The 15,092-nt window shown below is 71.4% G+C and carries 12 protein-coding genes; 4 read left to right on the top strand and 8 right to left on the bottom strand.

Features of this window, described 5'->3' with window-relative positions; all coding sequences use genetic code 11:
- Positions 1–86: 86 nt before the first annotated feature.
- Entirely contained in the window at positions 87–1,070 is a 984-nt protein-coding gene (locus tag ACWIGI_RS12115; protein ID WP_454202403.1) for an SDR family NAD(P)-dependent oxidoreductase, read from the top strand.
- Positions 1,071–1,346: 276 nt separating this feature from the next.
- Here the strand turns inward: ACWIGI_RS12115 and ACWIGI_RS12110 are convergent, their stop codons facing one another.
- Positions 1,347–4,031 (bottom strand): AAA family ATPase, encoded by a 2,685-nt coding sequence (locus ACWIGI_RS12110; RefSeq protein ID WP_454202402.1) that lies wholly within the window; start codon positions 4,029–4,031, stop codon positions 1,347–1,349.
- A gap of 200 nt (positions 4,032–4,231) precedes the next feature.
- Between ACWIGI_RS12110 and ACWIGI_RS12105 the strand changes: the two genes are divergently transcribed.
- Together ACWIGI_RS12105 and ACWIGI_RS12100 are read left to right on the top strand one after the other, a co-directional pair.
- Positions 4,232–4,588 (top strand): nuclear transport factor 2 family protein, encoded by a 357-nt coding sequence (locus ACWIGI_RS12105; protein ID WP_454202401.1) that lies wholly within the window; start codon positions 4,232–4,234, stop codon positions 4,586–4,588.
- 45 nt (positions 4,589–4,633) lie between these two features.
- The gene (locus ACWIGI_RS12100; RefSeq protein ID WP_454202400.1) at positions 4,634–5,056 is read left to right on the top strand and encodes a hypothetical protein; all 423 of its coding nucleotides are present in this window, start codon (positions 4,634–4,636) and stop codon (positions 5,054–5,056) included.
- 110 nt (positions 5,057–5,166) lie between these two features.
- Here ACWIGI_RS12100 and ACWIGI_RS12095 read toward each other — a convergent pair whose 3' ends face one another.
- The 6 genes from ACWIGI_RS12095 to ACWIGI_RS12070 all read right to left on the bottom strand — a co-directional run bounded on the left by ACWIGI_RS12095 (position 5,167) and on the right by ACWIGI_RS12070 (position 12,921).
- Positions 5,167–7,005, bottom strand: coding sequence for a hypothetical protein (locus ACWIGI_RS12095; protein WP_454202399.1), 1,839 nt, complete (start codon positions 7,003–7,005; stop codon positions 5,167–5,169).
- A 41-nt stretch (positions 7,006–7,046) separates the two neighbouring features.
- A complete protein-coding gene (locus ACWIGI_RS12090; protein WP_454202398.1) occupies positions 7,047–8,846 on the bottom strand; it encodes a hypothetical protein in 1,800 nt (599 codons plus the stop codon).
- A 395-nt stretch (positions 8,847–9,241) separates the two neighbouring features.
- Entirely contained in the window at positions 9,242–10,306 is a 1,065-nt protein-coding gene (locus ACWIGI_RS12085) for a sucrase ferredoxin (protein WP_454202397.1), read from the bottom strand.
- A complete protein-coding gene (locus tag ACWIGI_RS12080) occupies positions 10,303–10,872 on the bottom strand; it encodes a YdeI/OmpD-associated family protein (RefSeq protein WP_454202396.1) in 570 nt (189 codons plus the stop codon). The genes ACWIGI_RS12085 and ACWIGI_RS12080 overlap by 4 nt, the downstream gene beginning before the upstream one ends.
- Positions 10,873–10,978: 106 nt before the next feature.
- Positions 10,979–11,710, bottom strand: coding sequence for an alpha/beta fold hydrolase (locus ACWIGI_RS12075; protein ID WP_454202567.1), 732 nt, complete (start codon positions 11,708–11,710; stop codon positions 10,979–10,981).
- Between the two features lie 266 nt (positions 11,711–11,976).
- Positions 11,977–12,921 carry an alcohol dehydrogenase catalytic domain-containing protein gene (locus ACWIGI_RS12070; RefSeq protein ID WP_454202395.1) on the bottom strand — a complete coding sequence of 315 codons (945 nt, stop codon included), beginning with the start codon at positions 12,919–12,921 and terminating at the stop codon, positions 11,977–11,979.
- A 78-nt stretch (positions 12,922–12,999) separates the two neighbouring features.
- On the opposite strand from ACWIGI_RS12070, the gene ACWIGI_RS12065 reads away from it, so the two are divergent.
- Entirely contained in the window at positions 13,000–13,407 is a 408-nt protein-coding gene (locus tag ACWIGI_RS12065) for a winged helix-turn-helix transcriptional regulator (protein ID WP_454202394.1), read from the top strand.
- 28 nt (positions 13,408–13,435) lie between these two features.
- On the opposite strand, the gene ACWIGI_RS12060 is transcribed toward ACWIGI_RS12065, so the two are convergent.
- Positions 13,436–15,073, bottom strand: coding sequence for a DNA polymerase Y family protein (locus ACWIGI_RS12060; protein ID WP_454202393.1), 1,638 nt, complete (start codon positions 15,071–15,073; stop codon positions 13,436–13,438).
- Positions 15,074–15,092 lie beyond the last annotated feature (19 nt).

Raw genomic sequence — 15,092 nt, 5'->3', positions numbered from 1 at the left:
AGTTGCGAATCTCCTGCCCCGCCACCCTGGTCACGAAACTTACTTTGAAGTAAGTTCTAGGCAAATCGAATCCCGAGGGAGCAGCGATGAGCGATACCGCCGCCAACAACAACGGCTACCTGTCCCGCCGGCGCGCCGGTCGCGATCTGACCGGCAAGCACGTTGTGATCACCGGCGCCTCGTCCGGCATCGGGCGCTCGGCCGCCCTCGCGGTCGCCGAGAAGGGCGCGGTGGTGCTGCTGCTGGCCCGCCGCGAGGACGAACTGGACGCCGTGGTCGCGGAGATCCGCGCGGCGGGCGGGCAGGCGCACGGCTACCAGTGCGATGTCACCGATCCGGAATCGGTGGACCGGGCCGTCACCCTGCTGCTGGCCGCGCACGATCACGTGGACATGCTGGTCAACAACGCCGGGCGCTCGATTCGCCGCGCGGTGCACCGCTCCACCGATCGCATGCACGATTTCGAGCGCACCATGGCGGTGAACTACTTCGGCGCGGTCCGCATGACCCTGGCCCTGCTGCCGCAGATGCGCGAACGCAAGTTCGGGCACATCGTGAACATCTCCAGCGCGGGCGTGCAGGTCGCGTCCCCGCGCTTCGCCGCCTACCTGGCCAGCAAGGCCGCCCTGGACAAGTTCGCCGAGGTGACGGCGATCGAAATGCTCTCGGACAACGTCACTTTCACCACCATCCACATGCCCCTGGTGCGCACCCCCATGATCGCGCCGAGCGGCGATCAGGGCTCACCCGTCCAGTCCCCCGAGTGGGCCGCCGCCCTCATCGTGCGCGCTCTGAGCGAGCGCCCGCGCCGGATCGACGTCCCCCTGGGCACCCTGGCCGAGTACGGCCAGATGTTCGCCCCGGGCATCAAGGAGCGCGTCCTGCACCGCTACTACCGCTCGATCGGCGACTCCCCCGCCGCCAAGGGCGAAGTGGCGCCCGACGCCGAAACCGAGGACGCGAACATCGAAGAGCCACAACGGCATCGCCGCACCACTCCGACGGTCGTCCGGGTCACCGGCACCGCCCTGCGCAAGGCCGCCCGGCTGGTACCCGGCACCTACTGGTGAACCGCGAACCCCCGCACTGCGTCAGACGCATTCTCGCCACCCGCTGACCCGGGCACGCTCCGATCCCGGCGGGCCGCCGGTCACCTTTCACACCAGTCCGCCTGGCGCCGCCCACCATCCGTCGCCGACGCCGGTGGGATCCACGCCACACACGATGGATTTCGACCCGGGGCGTGCGACGGTACGGCTGCGGTGGCTCAGTCCTGTTCCAGCACCAGCGATTTCAGCTCACTGCGGGATTCGACCCGAGGCGCACGGCGAAACGGCTGCCGTGGCTCAGTCCTGTTCCAGCGCCAGCGATTTCAGCTCACCGCGGGAGACGACGCCGAGTTTCGGGTACGCCTTGTACAGGTGATGACCGACCGTACGCGGGCTCAGGAACAGCTGGGCGGCGATGTCGCGGTTGCTCATGCCCTGGGCGGCGAGCCGCACGATCTGGAGTTCCTGCGGGGTGAGGGCGGCGAGTACCCCGGTCGCGGCGCGGGTGGCGGCGCCGACGCCGAGTGCGCCGAGTTCGGTGCTCGCCCGGGCCGCCCACGGTGCGGCGCCGAGGCGTTCGAAGGTCTCGAGTGCCGCGGCCAGCGGCGTTCTGGCGTCGGCCTTGCGGCGGTTGCGGCGCAACCACTCCCCGTAGAGCAGGTGGGTGCGGGCCTGCTCGAAGGGGCGCCCGCCCAGCTCCACGGCGGTCCGGTAGTACCGCTCGGCCTCCGCGTCCGGGCTCAGCAGCGCGTGCGCGCGGGCGGCGAGCGCGGCCACCCACGGCTGCCCCGACAGCTCGGCCCACCGGTCCAGACGTTCGAGCGCGTCACCCGCGCGGCCCGGATCACCCAGTCGCACCGCTGATTCGATGAGATCGGGCAGCGAGCGCAGGCCGATCACCATGTGCCGGGCGGGTTCCCGGGTCAGGATCTCGAATCTGGCCAGCGCGCTGTCCACCCGGCCGTATCCGAGGTCGAGCAGCGCCAGCGCGGCGTGGGCCCAGCTCGCGCCGGGAGCGTCCGCGCCGCCGAACCGCTCGGACACCGATTCCGCGGCGGCCGAACGGCATTCGGCCTCGCGACCGGCGAGCGCGGCGAGGTAGGCGAGCATGGCCGTGTGCTGGCCGACCCAGTGCTCCTGCCCGATGTCGCGGGCGATCCGGGCACCTTCGGTCGCGATGACCAGGGCCTCGCGCGGCCGGCCGAGGAACGTCTCGGCCTCGGACCGGAAGAACAGGAGGGTGGGCAGCGGGCCGATCCGGCCCTCGTCACGGCAGGCGGTGATCAGTTCGCCGACCAGTTCGGCCACCTGGTCGTCCTGCCCGACCACCAGGCCGACGCCGGACAGCTGCACCAGATCGCTCACCTCGGCCCCGGTGGCGCGAGCCCGGTCCGCGGTCTCGTGCAGCGGTGCGCTGTAGCGGCCGTGCACCCCGGCCAGGACGTAGGCGGTGCTGTGGGCCAGCGAGTTGTCCACGGGCAGCGCCAGTGCCGAGAGCCGGTCGGTGACCTCGCGAAGTTCCGCCGCGCCCAGATACCAGGCCGTGTGGACCGCGACCAGCAGGATTCGGGCCGCGAGCAGCGGTTCCGCCCGCGCCGCGTCGGCCGCCGCGACCAGTCGCCGGTGCGCCGGAAGCTGTTTGCCCGCACCGAATTCCGCGCGTCCGCGAATCAGGTCGAGGCGGGCGGCCAGGGCGGGCTCGGCGGTCTGGGCCGCCGCGCGCCCGGCCAGCCGGTCCGCCACGTCGTACAGGCCCGCCTCACCGGCGGTTTCGGCGGCGCGCACCAGCCGGTGCACCTTCGCCGCGCGGTCCGCGCTGAGCGCGGCCGCGCGTTCGTACGCGGCGACCGCACCGTGAAAACCGTTGCGGGCCCGGGCCCGGTCGGCGGTGGCGGCCAGCTCAGCGGCGATGTCCTCGTCCGGGCCGGTGGCCGCCGACGCCCGGTGCCAGGCCCGCAGGTCCGCGTCCTCGGGCCGGTCCAGGGCGGCGGCCAGGGCGCCGTGCGCGGCGAGCCGCTGGGCCAGCGGGGCGCCCCGGTAGACCGCCGAGCGCAGCAGCGGATGCCGGAAGGCGAGCGTCCGGCCGTCGGTGTGCACGAGACCGTCCTCCTCGGCCGGTTGCAGATCACCGATACCCGCGCCGAGAGTCGTAGCCGCGCGCAACAGCGGGTCGAGCTCGCTCGCCCCGGCCGCGGCCGCGACCAGCAGCAGGGTGCGGGTGGGCGCGGGCAGTCGGCTGACGCGCCCGTGAAAGGCGACCTGCAGGCGCTGACTCAGCGGCAGCGGATTCGGCCCGGCGTCGTCCGGTTCCACGGCCAGCACCGCGGGCAGTTCCCGCAGCGCGAGCGGATTGCCGCCCGCCTCGGACAGCAGCCGATAGCGCAGCGCCGGGGTCAGATCCGGGGTGGCGGCATCGACCATGGCGGCCGCCGCGTCCTGCCGCAGCGCCGGCACCTCGAGTTCGGGCAGCCCCGGAGCCGGGAAATCGGCTGCCCCGGTACGGGTCGCGAAGATCAGCACGATGCCCTCGGCCTCGACGCGGCGGGCGACGAAGAGCAGGGTGTCCGCGGTCGCGCGGTCCAGCCAGTGCGCGTCGTCGATCAGGACCAGTAGCGGTCCGTCGGCGGCCTGTTCGGCGAGCAGCGAGAGCACCGCCAGGCCGATCAGCAGTTGATCGCCGGCATGGTGCTCGCCGAGTCCGAACGCGCCGAGCAGCGCCGCCCGCTGCCGCTCGGGCAGCGCGTCCACCAGCGGCAGCGCCGAGCGCAGCAGCAGATGCAGTCCGGCGAAAGGCAATTCGGCCTCGGATTCGACGCCCGCGCCGCGCACGCACGGCACACCGCGCGCGGCGGCGTGGTCGAGCAGCGCGGTCTTGCCGATGCCGGCTTCGCCGCGCAGCACCAGGGCCCCGCTGCGCCCGGCCCGCGCCGCGTCGAGCAGTTCGTCGATGCGGAGCTGTTCTGCCTGGCGTCCGTAGAGCATTCGCCCACCGTATCCGGGCCCCGAGCACCGCCCCGGAAAGGCCGGACCGATCGGACATCCGGGGGTACCGGCGGAGCCCGGATCGACCTACGTCATCGGTCGCGAAAAGTACTTATGGATGACTGATTCGGGCACCCCCGCCCCCGTCATAACTTTGTTCCAGAGCGCGACACAGCGCCGAGAAAACAAGGGAGACGGCAATGAACGACCTGGTCACGCAGTACCTGGAGATCTGGAACACCACCGACGCCACCGCCCGCGCGGCCGCCATCGACGGACTGTTCACCGACGAGGTGCGCTACGTCGATCCGCTCATGGACGTCACCGGCCGCCGCGCCCTGGACGCCGGAATCGCCGCCGTGCAGGCCCAGTTCCCCGACATGGTGTTCCGCCTGGCGGGCCCGGTGGACGGCCACCACGAGCAGGTGCGCTTCACCTGGGAGCTCGGCCCGGCCGAGGGGCCCGCCCTGGTCGTCGGCTTCGATGTCGCCACCCTCGAGCACGGCCGGATCGCCGGCGTGTACGGCTTCCTCGACAAGGTTCCCGCCGCCGTCTAGCTCCGCCCTCCTTGTCAAAACCCTTATTCGGAAAGAAGTTTCGCCATGACCACCACCACCGCCCCCACCTACCTGTCCACCCTGCTCGCTCGCGGCGACAAGCTGCTGCGCACCTCGCTCCGCCTGGACGCCGTGGTCACCGGCGCCAACGGCCTGGCCTACCTGGCCCTGGCGGTGCCGCTGGAATCGCTGCTGGGCCTGGACCGGACGTACGGCCTCGCGATCGGCGCCTTCCTCACCCTGTTCGCCCTCGCGGTCACCGCGACCGGCGCGACCAAGACGATCAATATGGCCGCCGCCCGCACGGTCATGGCCCTGAACGCGGTCTGGGTCGTGGTCAGCGTCGCCACCGCCGTCGAGGGCACCCTGGATCTCAACGTCGCGGGCACCGTCTGGACCCTCATGCAGGCCGTGACGGTCGGCGCCTTCGCCGCCCTGCAGTACCTGGGTCTGCGCAAAGCCCGGTGATCGAGCGCCACGGCACCCGGCAACGCGGAGATCCGAAAGTCCTTGCACGACAACGAGAACGGTCCCGGCCCAGTGGGCCGGGACCGTTCGGTCGTTTCCGAACCGGACGGCTACGGATTGATCATGAAGTTGACGATGAGCGAACTCACCATCTCCGGCATGCCGTTGTTCTGTCGCTCCGCCGCGGTCACCACGTCGTAGTGCCGGTAACCGGGCACGATCTTCGTGTTGGCCGGGAGGATGCCGCCGTACCCCGCGTTCTGCAACGGCGAATCACCGGCCAGGACGGTGAGATTGCGCGAACGCGCGGGTGTGCTCTGCCAGCGATCCCCGTGCAGCAGGAAGTTCAGGATGCCGCCCGTACGGTTCTGCAGTTGCTCCAGCTCGCCGCTGCGCCCCACGCCGAGCGCGAAGACCATATCGGTGATCAGGCGCAGCGGGGTGTACAGCTCGAACGAATCCGCGTGTTGCCAGCCAGGATTCATCGCGTGCGCCATCTCGCGGATGTCGGTGACCTCGTGATCGCGATCGGTGAAGTTGCCGCGCACCGGATCGAGGCCGTCGATGGTCGACGCACCCACCTGATCGTAGTTCTTCCACCCGCACAGCTGGTTCCGGTCCGCCGGGGTGTAGTTCTGACCGAAGCCCAGGCGCAGCGGGATGATGAACAGGTTCGGTCCCAGGATCGGCACCGAGGCCAGGCCGTTGGGCGCCGGATAGGTCTTGCCCGTCGTCGCGCAGTCGTAGAACCCGACTCCGGCCTGCAGCACCCACTGCGAGGAGTTCTGGTCGAAGAGCATGCCGAAGGCCGTGGTGTTGGTGGTCCGGAAGTCACGCGGCAGGTTCGCGCCGGTGAACAGATCCAGGTAGTCCTTGGCGTAGAAGATGCGCATCCACGGCTCGGTGCGCAGATCCGTCGGCGCGAGCGTCCGCAGATCGCTTTCCTCATCGGGCCTCTGGTCCGCGGCCATCGCCGCCAGCTGATAGGTGTTCAGCACCTCGCTGGCCGCGATCACCGGCAGCTGCCCGACGCCGAGACCGTTCTCGGCCAGCAGATCGATACCGGTCTTCAGCACACCGCCGACCGTGGACAGCAGCGCGTCCAGCGGCGGCACGCCCGATATTCCCGCCGGGTCGCTCATGGCGAACCCGTCCAGCGACACCCCGCCGCCGCCGCACAGGCTATAGCCGGCGTCCTGCACGGTGGCGGGATTCTTGTCGAAGTCCCAGGCCAGCATGGGACCGACCAGGAACGCGCCGAGCGAATGCCCGCCGCAGTGGCTCTTACCGCGCGAAGCCGGGTCGGGCAGCAGGAATTCGATCGCCACCCGCCAGTCGTCCATGGTCAGTGCCAGGCCGTACTCGCCGATGTAGCCGAGTGCCAGGGAATCCTGATAGCGGTAGGTCTTCCCGTCGATCGCCCTGCCGCCGAAGTAGTAGTCCGCCGCGACCCGGTAGTCCCCGGCTTTGTCCGCGGCCTCCCAGCCGGTGCGGTCCTCGGCGCAGTTGGAGCGCCGGTCCAGCGAGATGTACTCGACGAACTTCCCGGCCGCGGCCGCCTTGCGAACGACCTGCGGGCCTTGCGAATTCAGGTTGCCCGCACCGGAGAAGAGGCCGGGCTGCATGCTCAGCACGGCATCCGCGTCGACGGTGTGCTCCGGGCCCTGCTTGGACCGGTAGCGCACGAACGAGATCCAGTCGCACGCCTCGGGATGCGCCATGGTGGAGTACGGGCTCGGGTAGTGCAACCGGACGTAGGTCGCCTCGACATCGTCGCCGAGGTAGGGATCTCCGGTGATGGGCGTGACCGTCGAGGAATCCGCGCCACCCGGAACCACCGGGTCGGCAACCGATTTCGGAATGGTCAGGCCGGTGACTATCAGTACCGCACTGACCGCCAAGGGAATTCCCATGGACAGCCCGAGTCTGATCCGCCTGGTGAGCGACATCGCCCCCCGCTTTCGGTTCGCAGTGATGATGGGTTCGCCTGTCATCGCAGGCTCTTCACGAATTCGGCCAGGGTCTGTGCGCTGGCGTCGGGCTTGCCGTCGTTCTGCACTCGGGCCGCGCCGATGGTGTCCACGTGGCTGTAGCCGGGCAGGGTGACCACCTGGGCGGTGGGCGGCGGCGGGACCACCATGCCGGCGCCCTGTTGCACGAAACCGTCACCGGCGTAGGCGATGTACATGGGCTTGGTGCGCGCCGTGTTCGCGTAGCGCAGGCCGGTCATGTCGCCACTGCGCGCGCCGCCGTAACCCGCGCCGATATCGATGAAGATCCGGGAAGGGAAGTAGGTCTCCCAGTACGCGTAGGGTCCGCCGGTGCCGAGTTGCCGTGCCGCGTCCCGGATATCGGAGGTCTCGTGGTTCGGGGCGGTGTAGGGGATCCCGCGCACGTCGTCGTAGTTCCGCCAGGTGTAGAGCGCGGTGCGATCGGTCGGCCGCACCCGTGTCTGCGGGCCGGCGACCGCGCGCAGGAACCCGCCCATGAGCGGAATCTGGGTGACCGAACCCGGAATCGGGAAGACCTTCTCGGTCACCGGCCCGCCGTCGAGAGCGCCGACACCCTGGTGGAACATGGCGAAATTGCCCGAGTTGTTGTCGATGAACAGCCCGAGCAGGGCCTCGTTGGTGAATCGGAAGTCGCGAATGTTCCTCGAGCCGTCCGCGCCGTTGGTGGCGAAGCCCGCCACCGATCCGGAGAACATGTAGTCGAGGCTGATCTCGAGGTCGAGATCGCGCGGAAGGTGCGCCAGCAGTTGGCTTTCCGCCGTCGGATCCAGGTGCGCGGCCAGCCCGGCCAGGCGGTAGATCATGAAGGTGCGCGCGCCGATGACCGGCACCGAGGTCAGTGAACGCGGCAGCACCCCGATGTTGGCGACGGCCTTCACCACGTCGTTCGTCGGTCCGACAATGGCATTGGTGACATCGCTGAAGAACGGGGTGTTCTGGATGGCCACCGGATCGGAGGTGATCATCGTGTCCTGCGCGGCGAAGGCGGCGCACTGGTTGTAGCCCGCGTCGGCGGTGGTCGCCGGGTTGCCGTCGAAATCCCAGTCCGAGAAGAATCCGGTGACCAGGCCGCCCAGCGAGATTCCCGTGCACACGTACTTCTGCTGGCGCACAGCCTGATCCGGGATCTCGAACAGCATCATCTCGTACTGGTCGCGAATGATGCGTTCCATGCCCATGGCGTCGAGCACCGCGAGATCGTGCGACTCCTTGAAGCCGCCGAACACCCGACCGTCGAGCGGCTTGCGATTGAAGTAGTAGTCGACCGCGTCCAGGTAGTTCCCGCTGCGCAGGGCGTAGTCGAAGCCGAAGGTCTCGTCGAGGCAGGAACTGCGCCGCGCCAGCGCCCAGAACTCGACGTGCTGCCCCAGCGCTCGCGCGGCGGCCACGGTATTGGCCGCGACGCTGTCGTTGTTGACCGCGCCGCCGATGGCGCCCGGCTGCTGGACGATCACGTTGTCGGCGTCGCGAGAGTCGGCGGGCCCGTCCACCGCGCGGTAGCGCAGATACCCGGCGCGATCGCAGGCCGCCGGGTGCGGGGCGGCGTTCGCGGGCAGCGGCAGCGCATAGGTGACCTGGGAGACGACGACCCCGTCGCGGGTTTCGAGCACGCGCTCCTGCCGGTCGGCGGCACCGCTGACCGGGATCGGCTCCTGCGCCGTGGCGACGAACGCGGGCAACACCGCACTCACCACCGCCGCGGTGACGGCCAGCACGGCCGCGCGCCGCGCGTTCCCCCGGGCCGGACGACCCCGGCGGGTACTGACAACCGATGCCACGACCGGCCTCCTTCACATGTGTCCCAGATGGAATGACCAAGGCACGGTGTGACCGCTGACCTCGATGCCCGGCCCAGCACACCACCCGCGTTACCGAGGTCACCATTGGCATATGCGAGAAATTTTCGATTGGCAGCAGTGCAAGTGCTCAACCGTCTGAGACATGGCCTGGTCAGGCCGCTGATCCGGTTACCGGGGGCACCTCGCCCGTCCCCCATCCGGGCTCGAAACGGATGTACCTGCCGACCGGAGATTCGCCGCGATGCCGCGCCCGGTTTCGAACGCACCCGACGGCGGCGATCGCACTCGGTGGCAGCGACAGATCGCTCGATGCGCATATTTTCATTTGGCAGATTGTCGGATTTGCCCGAAAAGGCCACGGCCGCAGCCCGAAATCAGTCGAGCGCGCGAACCTCGTCCACGACGAGCGCCGTCACCGGCTTGGGTGCGGCGCCGCAACTGGCCTGGCGCGGGGCGTAGCTCACCGACCGCGTGGTGACGAGCCAGGTGCGTCCGCCGGGGTGGCGCACCAGGGCCGCGCCGGCGAAAGTGGCCGGGTCGGCGGCGATATCGACGTACTCGGGCGCCGGGGTCACCGTCAGCTCGACGCCGCTCACGCTCGGCACGGGATCGATGCTCGCGGGATCGGCATGCGGCGCAACGGGATCGGCGCGCAGTTCGGCGGACGGCGTACCGGAGGCGGTTCCGCCGCGGCCTTCCTCGGCGAGATACCGGCGGACGGCGACTTCCGCGATCTGCTCGACCGGCGAATAGCAACTGCGGCCGCGCAGCCCGGTCAGCGAGATCTCGCCCCGGTCGGTGGCGTCGAGCATGGCGCGGGCCGACGCCTCGTCGAGGCGGCCGTAGGTCAGGCCGGTGGGGAGCAATACCACGGCGGGCGCGAAGCGATGGCCGCCGGTGTGCGAGCACTCCCAGACCCGGCCGGGATGCGCCGCGGCCAGCCCGGCGGCGATGGGGCGGCCCAGGCGCGCACAGCACTGATCGCGTTTTCCGTGCGCGCAGACCAGAACCAGCGGATCGGTCACGGCCGCACCGATTCCCGGCGGCGGGCCGTTCACCAGACTCAGATCCAGGTCGAAGAGCTGGGTCAGGTCGGTGATCTCGAGCCGCTCGCACCAGGAGCCCTCGGGCCGGGAACTCGCGAGCAGAACCGTTCGCGCACCGGTGAATTCGTTGCGGCCCGGCCGACGGATGAGCGTCGGCCGCACCCGCGCGGCCTTGGTGCGCACGGCGAGTTCGGCGGTGATCTCCGGGCCGAGCACCTCGTCGCCGATGACATCGCGGCCCCACGCCCCGGGTTGTTCGACGCACAGCCAGCCGGTGACGCGGGTGGCGCTGCCCGGCAACGGAACCTCCAGGGCCGCGGTCGAGCACGGCAGCCCCTCGAACGACACCGGCCCGACGCCGGGCGGACTCGATAGGCCCCCGGGTGAACTCATAGCGGTTGCCCGGCGGCGAGTTTGCCGATGAGCTGCTCGAGCCGGCGGGCGCGGGTCTCCGGGCGCACGGCGCTGCCGAGGTGATAGCCGACGGTGACGCGGGCCTGGGCGGGCAGGGTGTCGAAGAAGGCCGCGGCCTCGGGGTTGGCGTCCAGGGCGGCCTGGAAGTCCTCCGGCAGGTCACGGTCGCGGCCGTAGGCGGTGGCCCAGCGCCCGTCCTCCTTGGCGCGGTCGATCTCGGCCTGCCCGGCGGGGTGCATGAGGCCCTGCTCGATCAGTTCCCCGGCGATGCCCACGTTGCGCTGCGACCAGGGACTGCGCCGGCGGCGCGGGGTGAAGCCGCGCAGATGGAAGTCCGCGTCGTCGGCGCGCCGGGCCTGCCCGTCGATCCAGCCGAAACACAGGGCCTGCCGCAGGGCGCCGTCGTAGTCGAGGGAGAGGTGACCCGTCCCCTTCTTGGCGAATTTCACCCAGATGCCGTCGACCGCGGCGTGGTTGGCCGTCAGCCACTCCCGGAACGACTGCTCATCGGCAAAGAACAGCGTAGGGCGCTCAAGTGCGGACACCGGTTCACTGTAGATACCGGTCGGCGCGGTCCGTCGGGTACCCGACGGTACGACCGGCGCGGACGGGGCCGGGCGGGGGCGAGAACGGGGAGAACGCTCGGTTTCCTCAGTGCCCGAGGAACGGCAGCACCGCCGACTCGAATTCGTGGTACCGATCGCGATGGATGCTGTGCCCGCAGGCCACGGCCCGCACCGTGAACTCGGGCACCGCGGCCCGCATGAGCTCGAGCTTCGCCGGATCGACCATGCCGCCGGGCCCGCCCCGCAGGAACAGGGTCGGCGCGCTGATCCCCGCCAGGCCCTCCCACCACTCCGGATAGGGCTTGCGGAACTGTTCCAGGGCCGTGCCCGTCATCGAGCGGTCGAAGGCCAGCACCGCGCGCGGATGCCGAATCGCGCTACTGGTGGCGTGCCACAGCTCCGGCAGCGAGGGCAGCCTGCGCGTGAACGTCACCTGCTCGTCGCCCGACCGCAGGGGCAACGGCTGTTCCTCGATCACCAACCGCCGCACCAACTCCGGCCGTTCCATGGCGACCCACGACGCCGCGTACCCGCCCAGCGAATGCCCCACCAGATCGACCCGCCCCACCCCCAGCCGCTCGCACAGCCGCAGCACGTCCGCGCCGAACTCCGGAAACAGATACGACCCCGCGTGCGCGCTGCGCCCGTGCCCGCGCAGGTCCGGGATGATCACCCGCCGCCCGAGCTTCCCGAGCCGCCCCGCGAACCGGTCCCAGGTGTGCCCGTCCCCGCCCATCCCGTGCACCAGCACGACCGGCACGGCGTCGTCCCCCGCGGCCCCCGAATCCCGATAGGCGATCGACACGTCACCCACCATGACCCTGCTGACCGTATCCACGAGGATCCAGCGTACGGACCGCCCGACCCCCGCGCCGCCGCTTGTGTGCCGAATTACCTGGTTGGGTGGATTCGGTTCGGTACCGCCCCGCTCGCCGCCGTACCACCGCCCGGGCATCACCCGGACGAACCGGGATCCCGGAGGGGCGCGGGAGGCTGCGCCGAGGGATGCCGCCGGTACTCATGGTGATGCGACGCCGCTCGCCACCGGCTGCGGCGGGAATCCGGGCCGCCGTGGGCCGATGACTACGGCGTCAGCACGAGGCGGCCGCGCAGTCCACCCGCGGCGAGGCGATGGTGCGCCTCGGCCGCGCGGTCCAGGGGCAGGGTGTCGGCCACCCGCAGGGTGAGGTTCGCGGCGGCGAGGGTCGCGAGGGCGGGACCGTCCGCGCTGATCCATTGCCGGTGAACCGTGATGCCGCGCAAGGGAATCGGGGGCGGTCCACCCATCACGGTGACGAAAGAACCGCGGGTGCGGACCGCGGCGAGCGCGTGGATGCCCGCGCCCGCGGTGTCCAGCGCGGCATCCACGCCGCCGGGAATCAGGTGCCGGATTCGGGCGGGCAGGTCGGGGGTGGCGCGGTCGATGATCCACTCGGCGCCCAGGTCGCGCAGGAACGGCGCGTCCGCGGCGCCGGCGGTCGCGGCGACGCGCACCCCCCGGCGGACCGCGAGTTCCACGGCGAAACCGCCGACCGCCCCCGCACCGCCGGTGACCAGCAGCGTGCTGCCGGGGACCGGATCGAGCAGGGCCAGCGCCTGCGCGGCGGTCAGGCCGTTCAACGGGAGGGTGGCCGCCGCGGCGGCGGGAACGCCGGGCGGGGCGGCGGTCACCGCGCTCGCGTCGAGGACGATGTACTCGGCGTACGCGCCGGAGGAGGAGTCGAGCAGATCGCGCAGTCCGATCACCGATCGGCCCGGTGCGAGGCCGCGCACCCCGGGACCGAGACGTTCGACGACACCCGCGACATCCCAGCCAAGACCGGTGACCGGGCGGGGCGCCATCAGACCGGCGCCGGCCAGGGCGCCCGAGCGGGTGGCCAGGTCGACGGGGTTGACCGTGGCCGCCTCGACGCGAATCAGGACCTGCCCCGGACCCGGCTCGGGGACCGGAACCTCGATCGTCTCGAGCACCTCGGCGCCCCCGTAACCGCGCGCGACCACCGCGCGCATCATCGTGTTCGTCGTCATGCGCACCAGTGTCGGAGTGCTACTCTCCGAAAGGAAGTGGGCACTTTCGGGTGCGTAGGGAACCTCGAGGAGTGGCCTGTGCCGACTCGCACCGCCGAGCAGCAGCGCGCCGCGGCCGGGGCCGCCTACGACGCCTATCTCGCCGAATGCCCGGCCCGCCACCTGCTGGACCGCATCGCCGACAAATGGGTGAGCCTGGCCGTCACCGCGCTCGCCGACGGCCCGCAGCGCTACGGCGAGCTGCGGCGCCGCCTGGCCAGCGTCAGCCAGAAGATGCTCACCCAGACCCTGCGCAACCTCGAACGCGACGGCCTGGTCACCCGAACGGTCACCCCGGCGGTGCCGGTGCGCGTCGACTACGAACTGACCGCCCTCGGCCACTCGCTGCTGCCGGTCATGCGGACCATCAAGGCCTGGGCCGAAGACCACATGGACGAGGTCCACGCCGCGCGCACCCGGTACGACGCGGACGACCGGAGACCTTGACCGGCAACGGTTCCGGCGGCGCGCCCGTTCACTCGTACAGACCCTCCACATGCCAGATCCCGTCGTAGCCCAGCAGGAGCAGGGCGCGTTCGTCCTCGTCCAGGAGCACCTGGGCGCGGGCCGCGGGCGGGTGCTCGGGGTGGTGAACCCACCAGCGGTCGTCCAGGGGCCACGGCCCGGCCCAGCCGATGAGGGCCCAGGTGCGAGAGCCCCAGTGCAGGACGGCGGGATCGGCGGTGAACAGGCCGCGGTCGGTCACCCAGACCGGCTCGCCGCCGGCGGTTTCCAGGCGGACCTCGGGGCGGGTGGCCCAGACCACGGTCGGAGCCGGTTCCGGGAGGCGACCGGGCCAGGGCTGCGCCGGGTCGGCGGCGGGCACGGGCTCGTCCCCCAGGTTGACCATGGTGATGCGCTCGCCGGGGCCGCGGCCGCCGCTGAGCACGCCCAGGCGAACGGCGTCCCCGCCGAGCAGACCCTGCACGCGCACCAGGGCGCGGCGGGCGCGCTCCTCGTCCTCGCCGACCCCGCCCCACAGCCCGAGCTGCAACGCTCCGGCGGCGACCACCTCGATGGGCTCCAGGCGCAGCAGCACGATGGGATCGGGTGTCTCGTCCCAGATCTCGTGTTCCGCGGTGTCCGGCACGTCCGGCCGCTCGGCGCGCAGCCGCCGGGCGCGATCCAGGGTGCGGCGGGTGAGCCAGCCGTCCAGCTGCCAGCGCACGCGGTCGGCCGTGCTGTCGGGGGTGAGGGGTTCGGCGCAGCGCCAGATGCGGGAAAGCTGTTCGCCGGACTCGGTTTCCGCGTAGATGGACAGGCGGGTGCAGGCCGAGGAGGCCGCGGCCAGTGCCTCGTGCAGGCGGGTCGCGAGCAGGCGGCCCGCGAAGGCGGCGGCGTCGACGCGTTCGATCGGCGGCTCGCAGCGGTGCTCCACGGTGAGATCCGGGGCGGGGGTCTGCGCCGACGGCGGGCGCTCGGGTTCCGCACGCGCGCAACGATGCGCCGTGATGGCGTCCCGACCGAAGCGGGAGGACACCTCCACCGGGGTGAGCGCGGCGAAGTCGCCGATCCGGCGTAAACCCAAGCGGTGCAGCAGATCCACCAGCTCCGCCCGTTCCGGCGCGGCCAGCGCCGGTTCCACCGACAGCTCCGAGACCGGGAGCGGCGCAAGGAATTCCGCACCCCGGTCCACGGGCACGATGACGCCCCGGCGCGCGGCGAGCACCGCCGTGGAGAGCTCGTCGGCGATGCCGATCTGACACTCCACCCCGGCCGCCGCCACCGCGTCCACCAGCCGCTCGGCCGCCGCCTCCTCCGAGCCGAAGAACCGCGCCGCGCCGCGCGCCGCCAGGATCAGCAGCCCGGGCCGCAGCACCTCCACGCCCGGCACCGTCGCGTCGACCGCCGCCACCACCGCCTCGAACAGCCGCGCGTCCCGATCCGGATCGTCCTGTGCCACCAGCAGATCCGGGCACCGTCCCTGCGCCTCCCGCCGGCGCAGCCCGCGCCGGATGCCCTCCGACCGCGCCACCGCCGAACACGCGACGACCCGATTCGCGGAGAACACCGCCACCGCCCGCGTCACCGGCGCACCGGCCTCGGCCGCCGCCGCGACGGCGGGCCAGTCCTGGCACCACACCGCCAGCACCCGCGATCGCCGCGCCGTCACGGCCGGCTCCGCTCGGGCG

The sequence above is a fragment of the Nocardia sp. NPDC055321 genome (assembly GCF_053645575.1).
This window is presented reverse-complemented; position numbering and strand designations above follow the sequence as displayed.

Excerpts from the sequence above, each read along its gene's own strand:
- ACWIGI_RS12100 (WP_454202400.1), top strand. The coding sequence starts at position 4,634 with ATGACCACCACCACCGCCCCCACCTACCTGTCCACCCTGCTCGCTCGC.
- ACWIGI_RS12085 (WP_454202397.1), bottom strand. The coding sequence starts at position 10,306 with ATGAGTTCACCCGGGGGCCTATCGAGTCCGCCCGGCGTCGGGCCGGTG.
- ACWIGI_RS12105 (WP_454202401.1), top strand. The coding sequence starts at position 4,232 with ATGAACGACCTGGTCACGCAGTACCTGGAGATCTGGAACACCACCGAC.
- ACWIGI_RS12115 (WP_454202403.1), top strand. The coding sequence starts at position 87 with ATGAGCGATACCGCCGCCAACAACAACGGCTACCTGTCCCGCCGGCGC.
- ACWIGI_RS12110 (WP_454202402.1), bottom strand. The coding sequence starts at position 4,031 with ATGCTCTACGGACGCCAGGCAGAACAGCTCCGCATCGACGAACTGCTC.
- ACWIGI_RS12095 (WP_454202399.1), bottom strand. The coding sequence starts at position 7,005 with ATGTCGCTCACCAGGCGGATCAGACTCGGGCTGTCCATGGGAATTCCC.
- ACWIGI_RS12075 (WP_454202567.1), bottom strand. The coding sequence starts at position 11,710 with ATGGTGGGTGACGTGTCGATCGCCTATCGGGATTCGGGGGCCGCGGGG.
- ACWIGI_RS12070 (WP_454202395.1), bottom strand. The coding sequence starts at position 12,921 with ATGACGACGAACACGATGATGCGCGCGGTGGTCGCGCGCGGTTACGGG.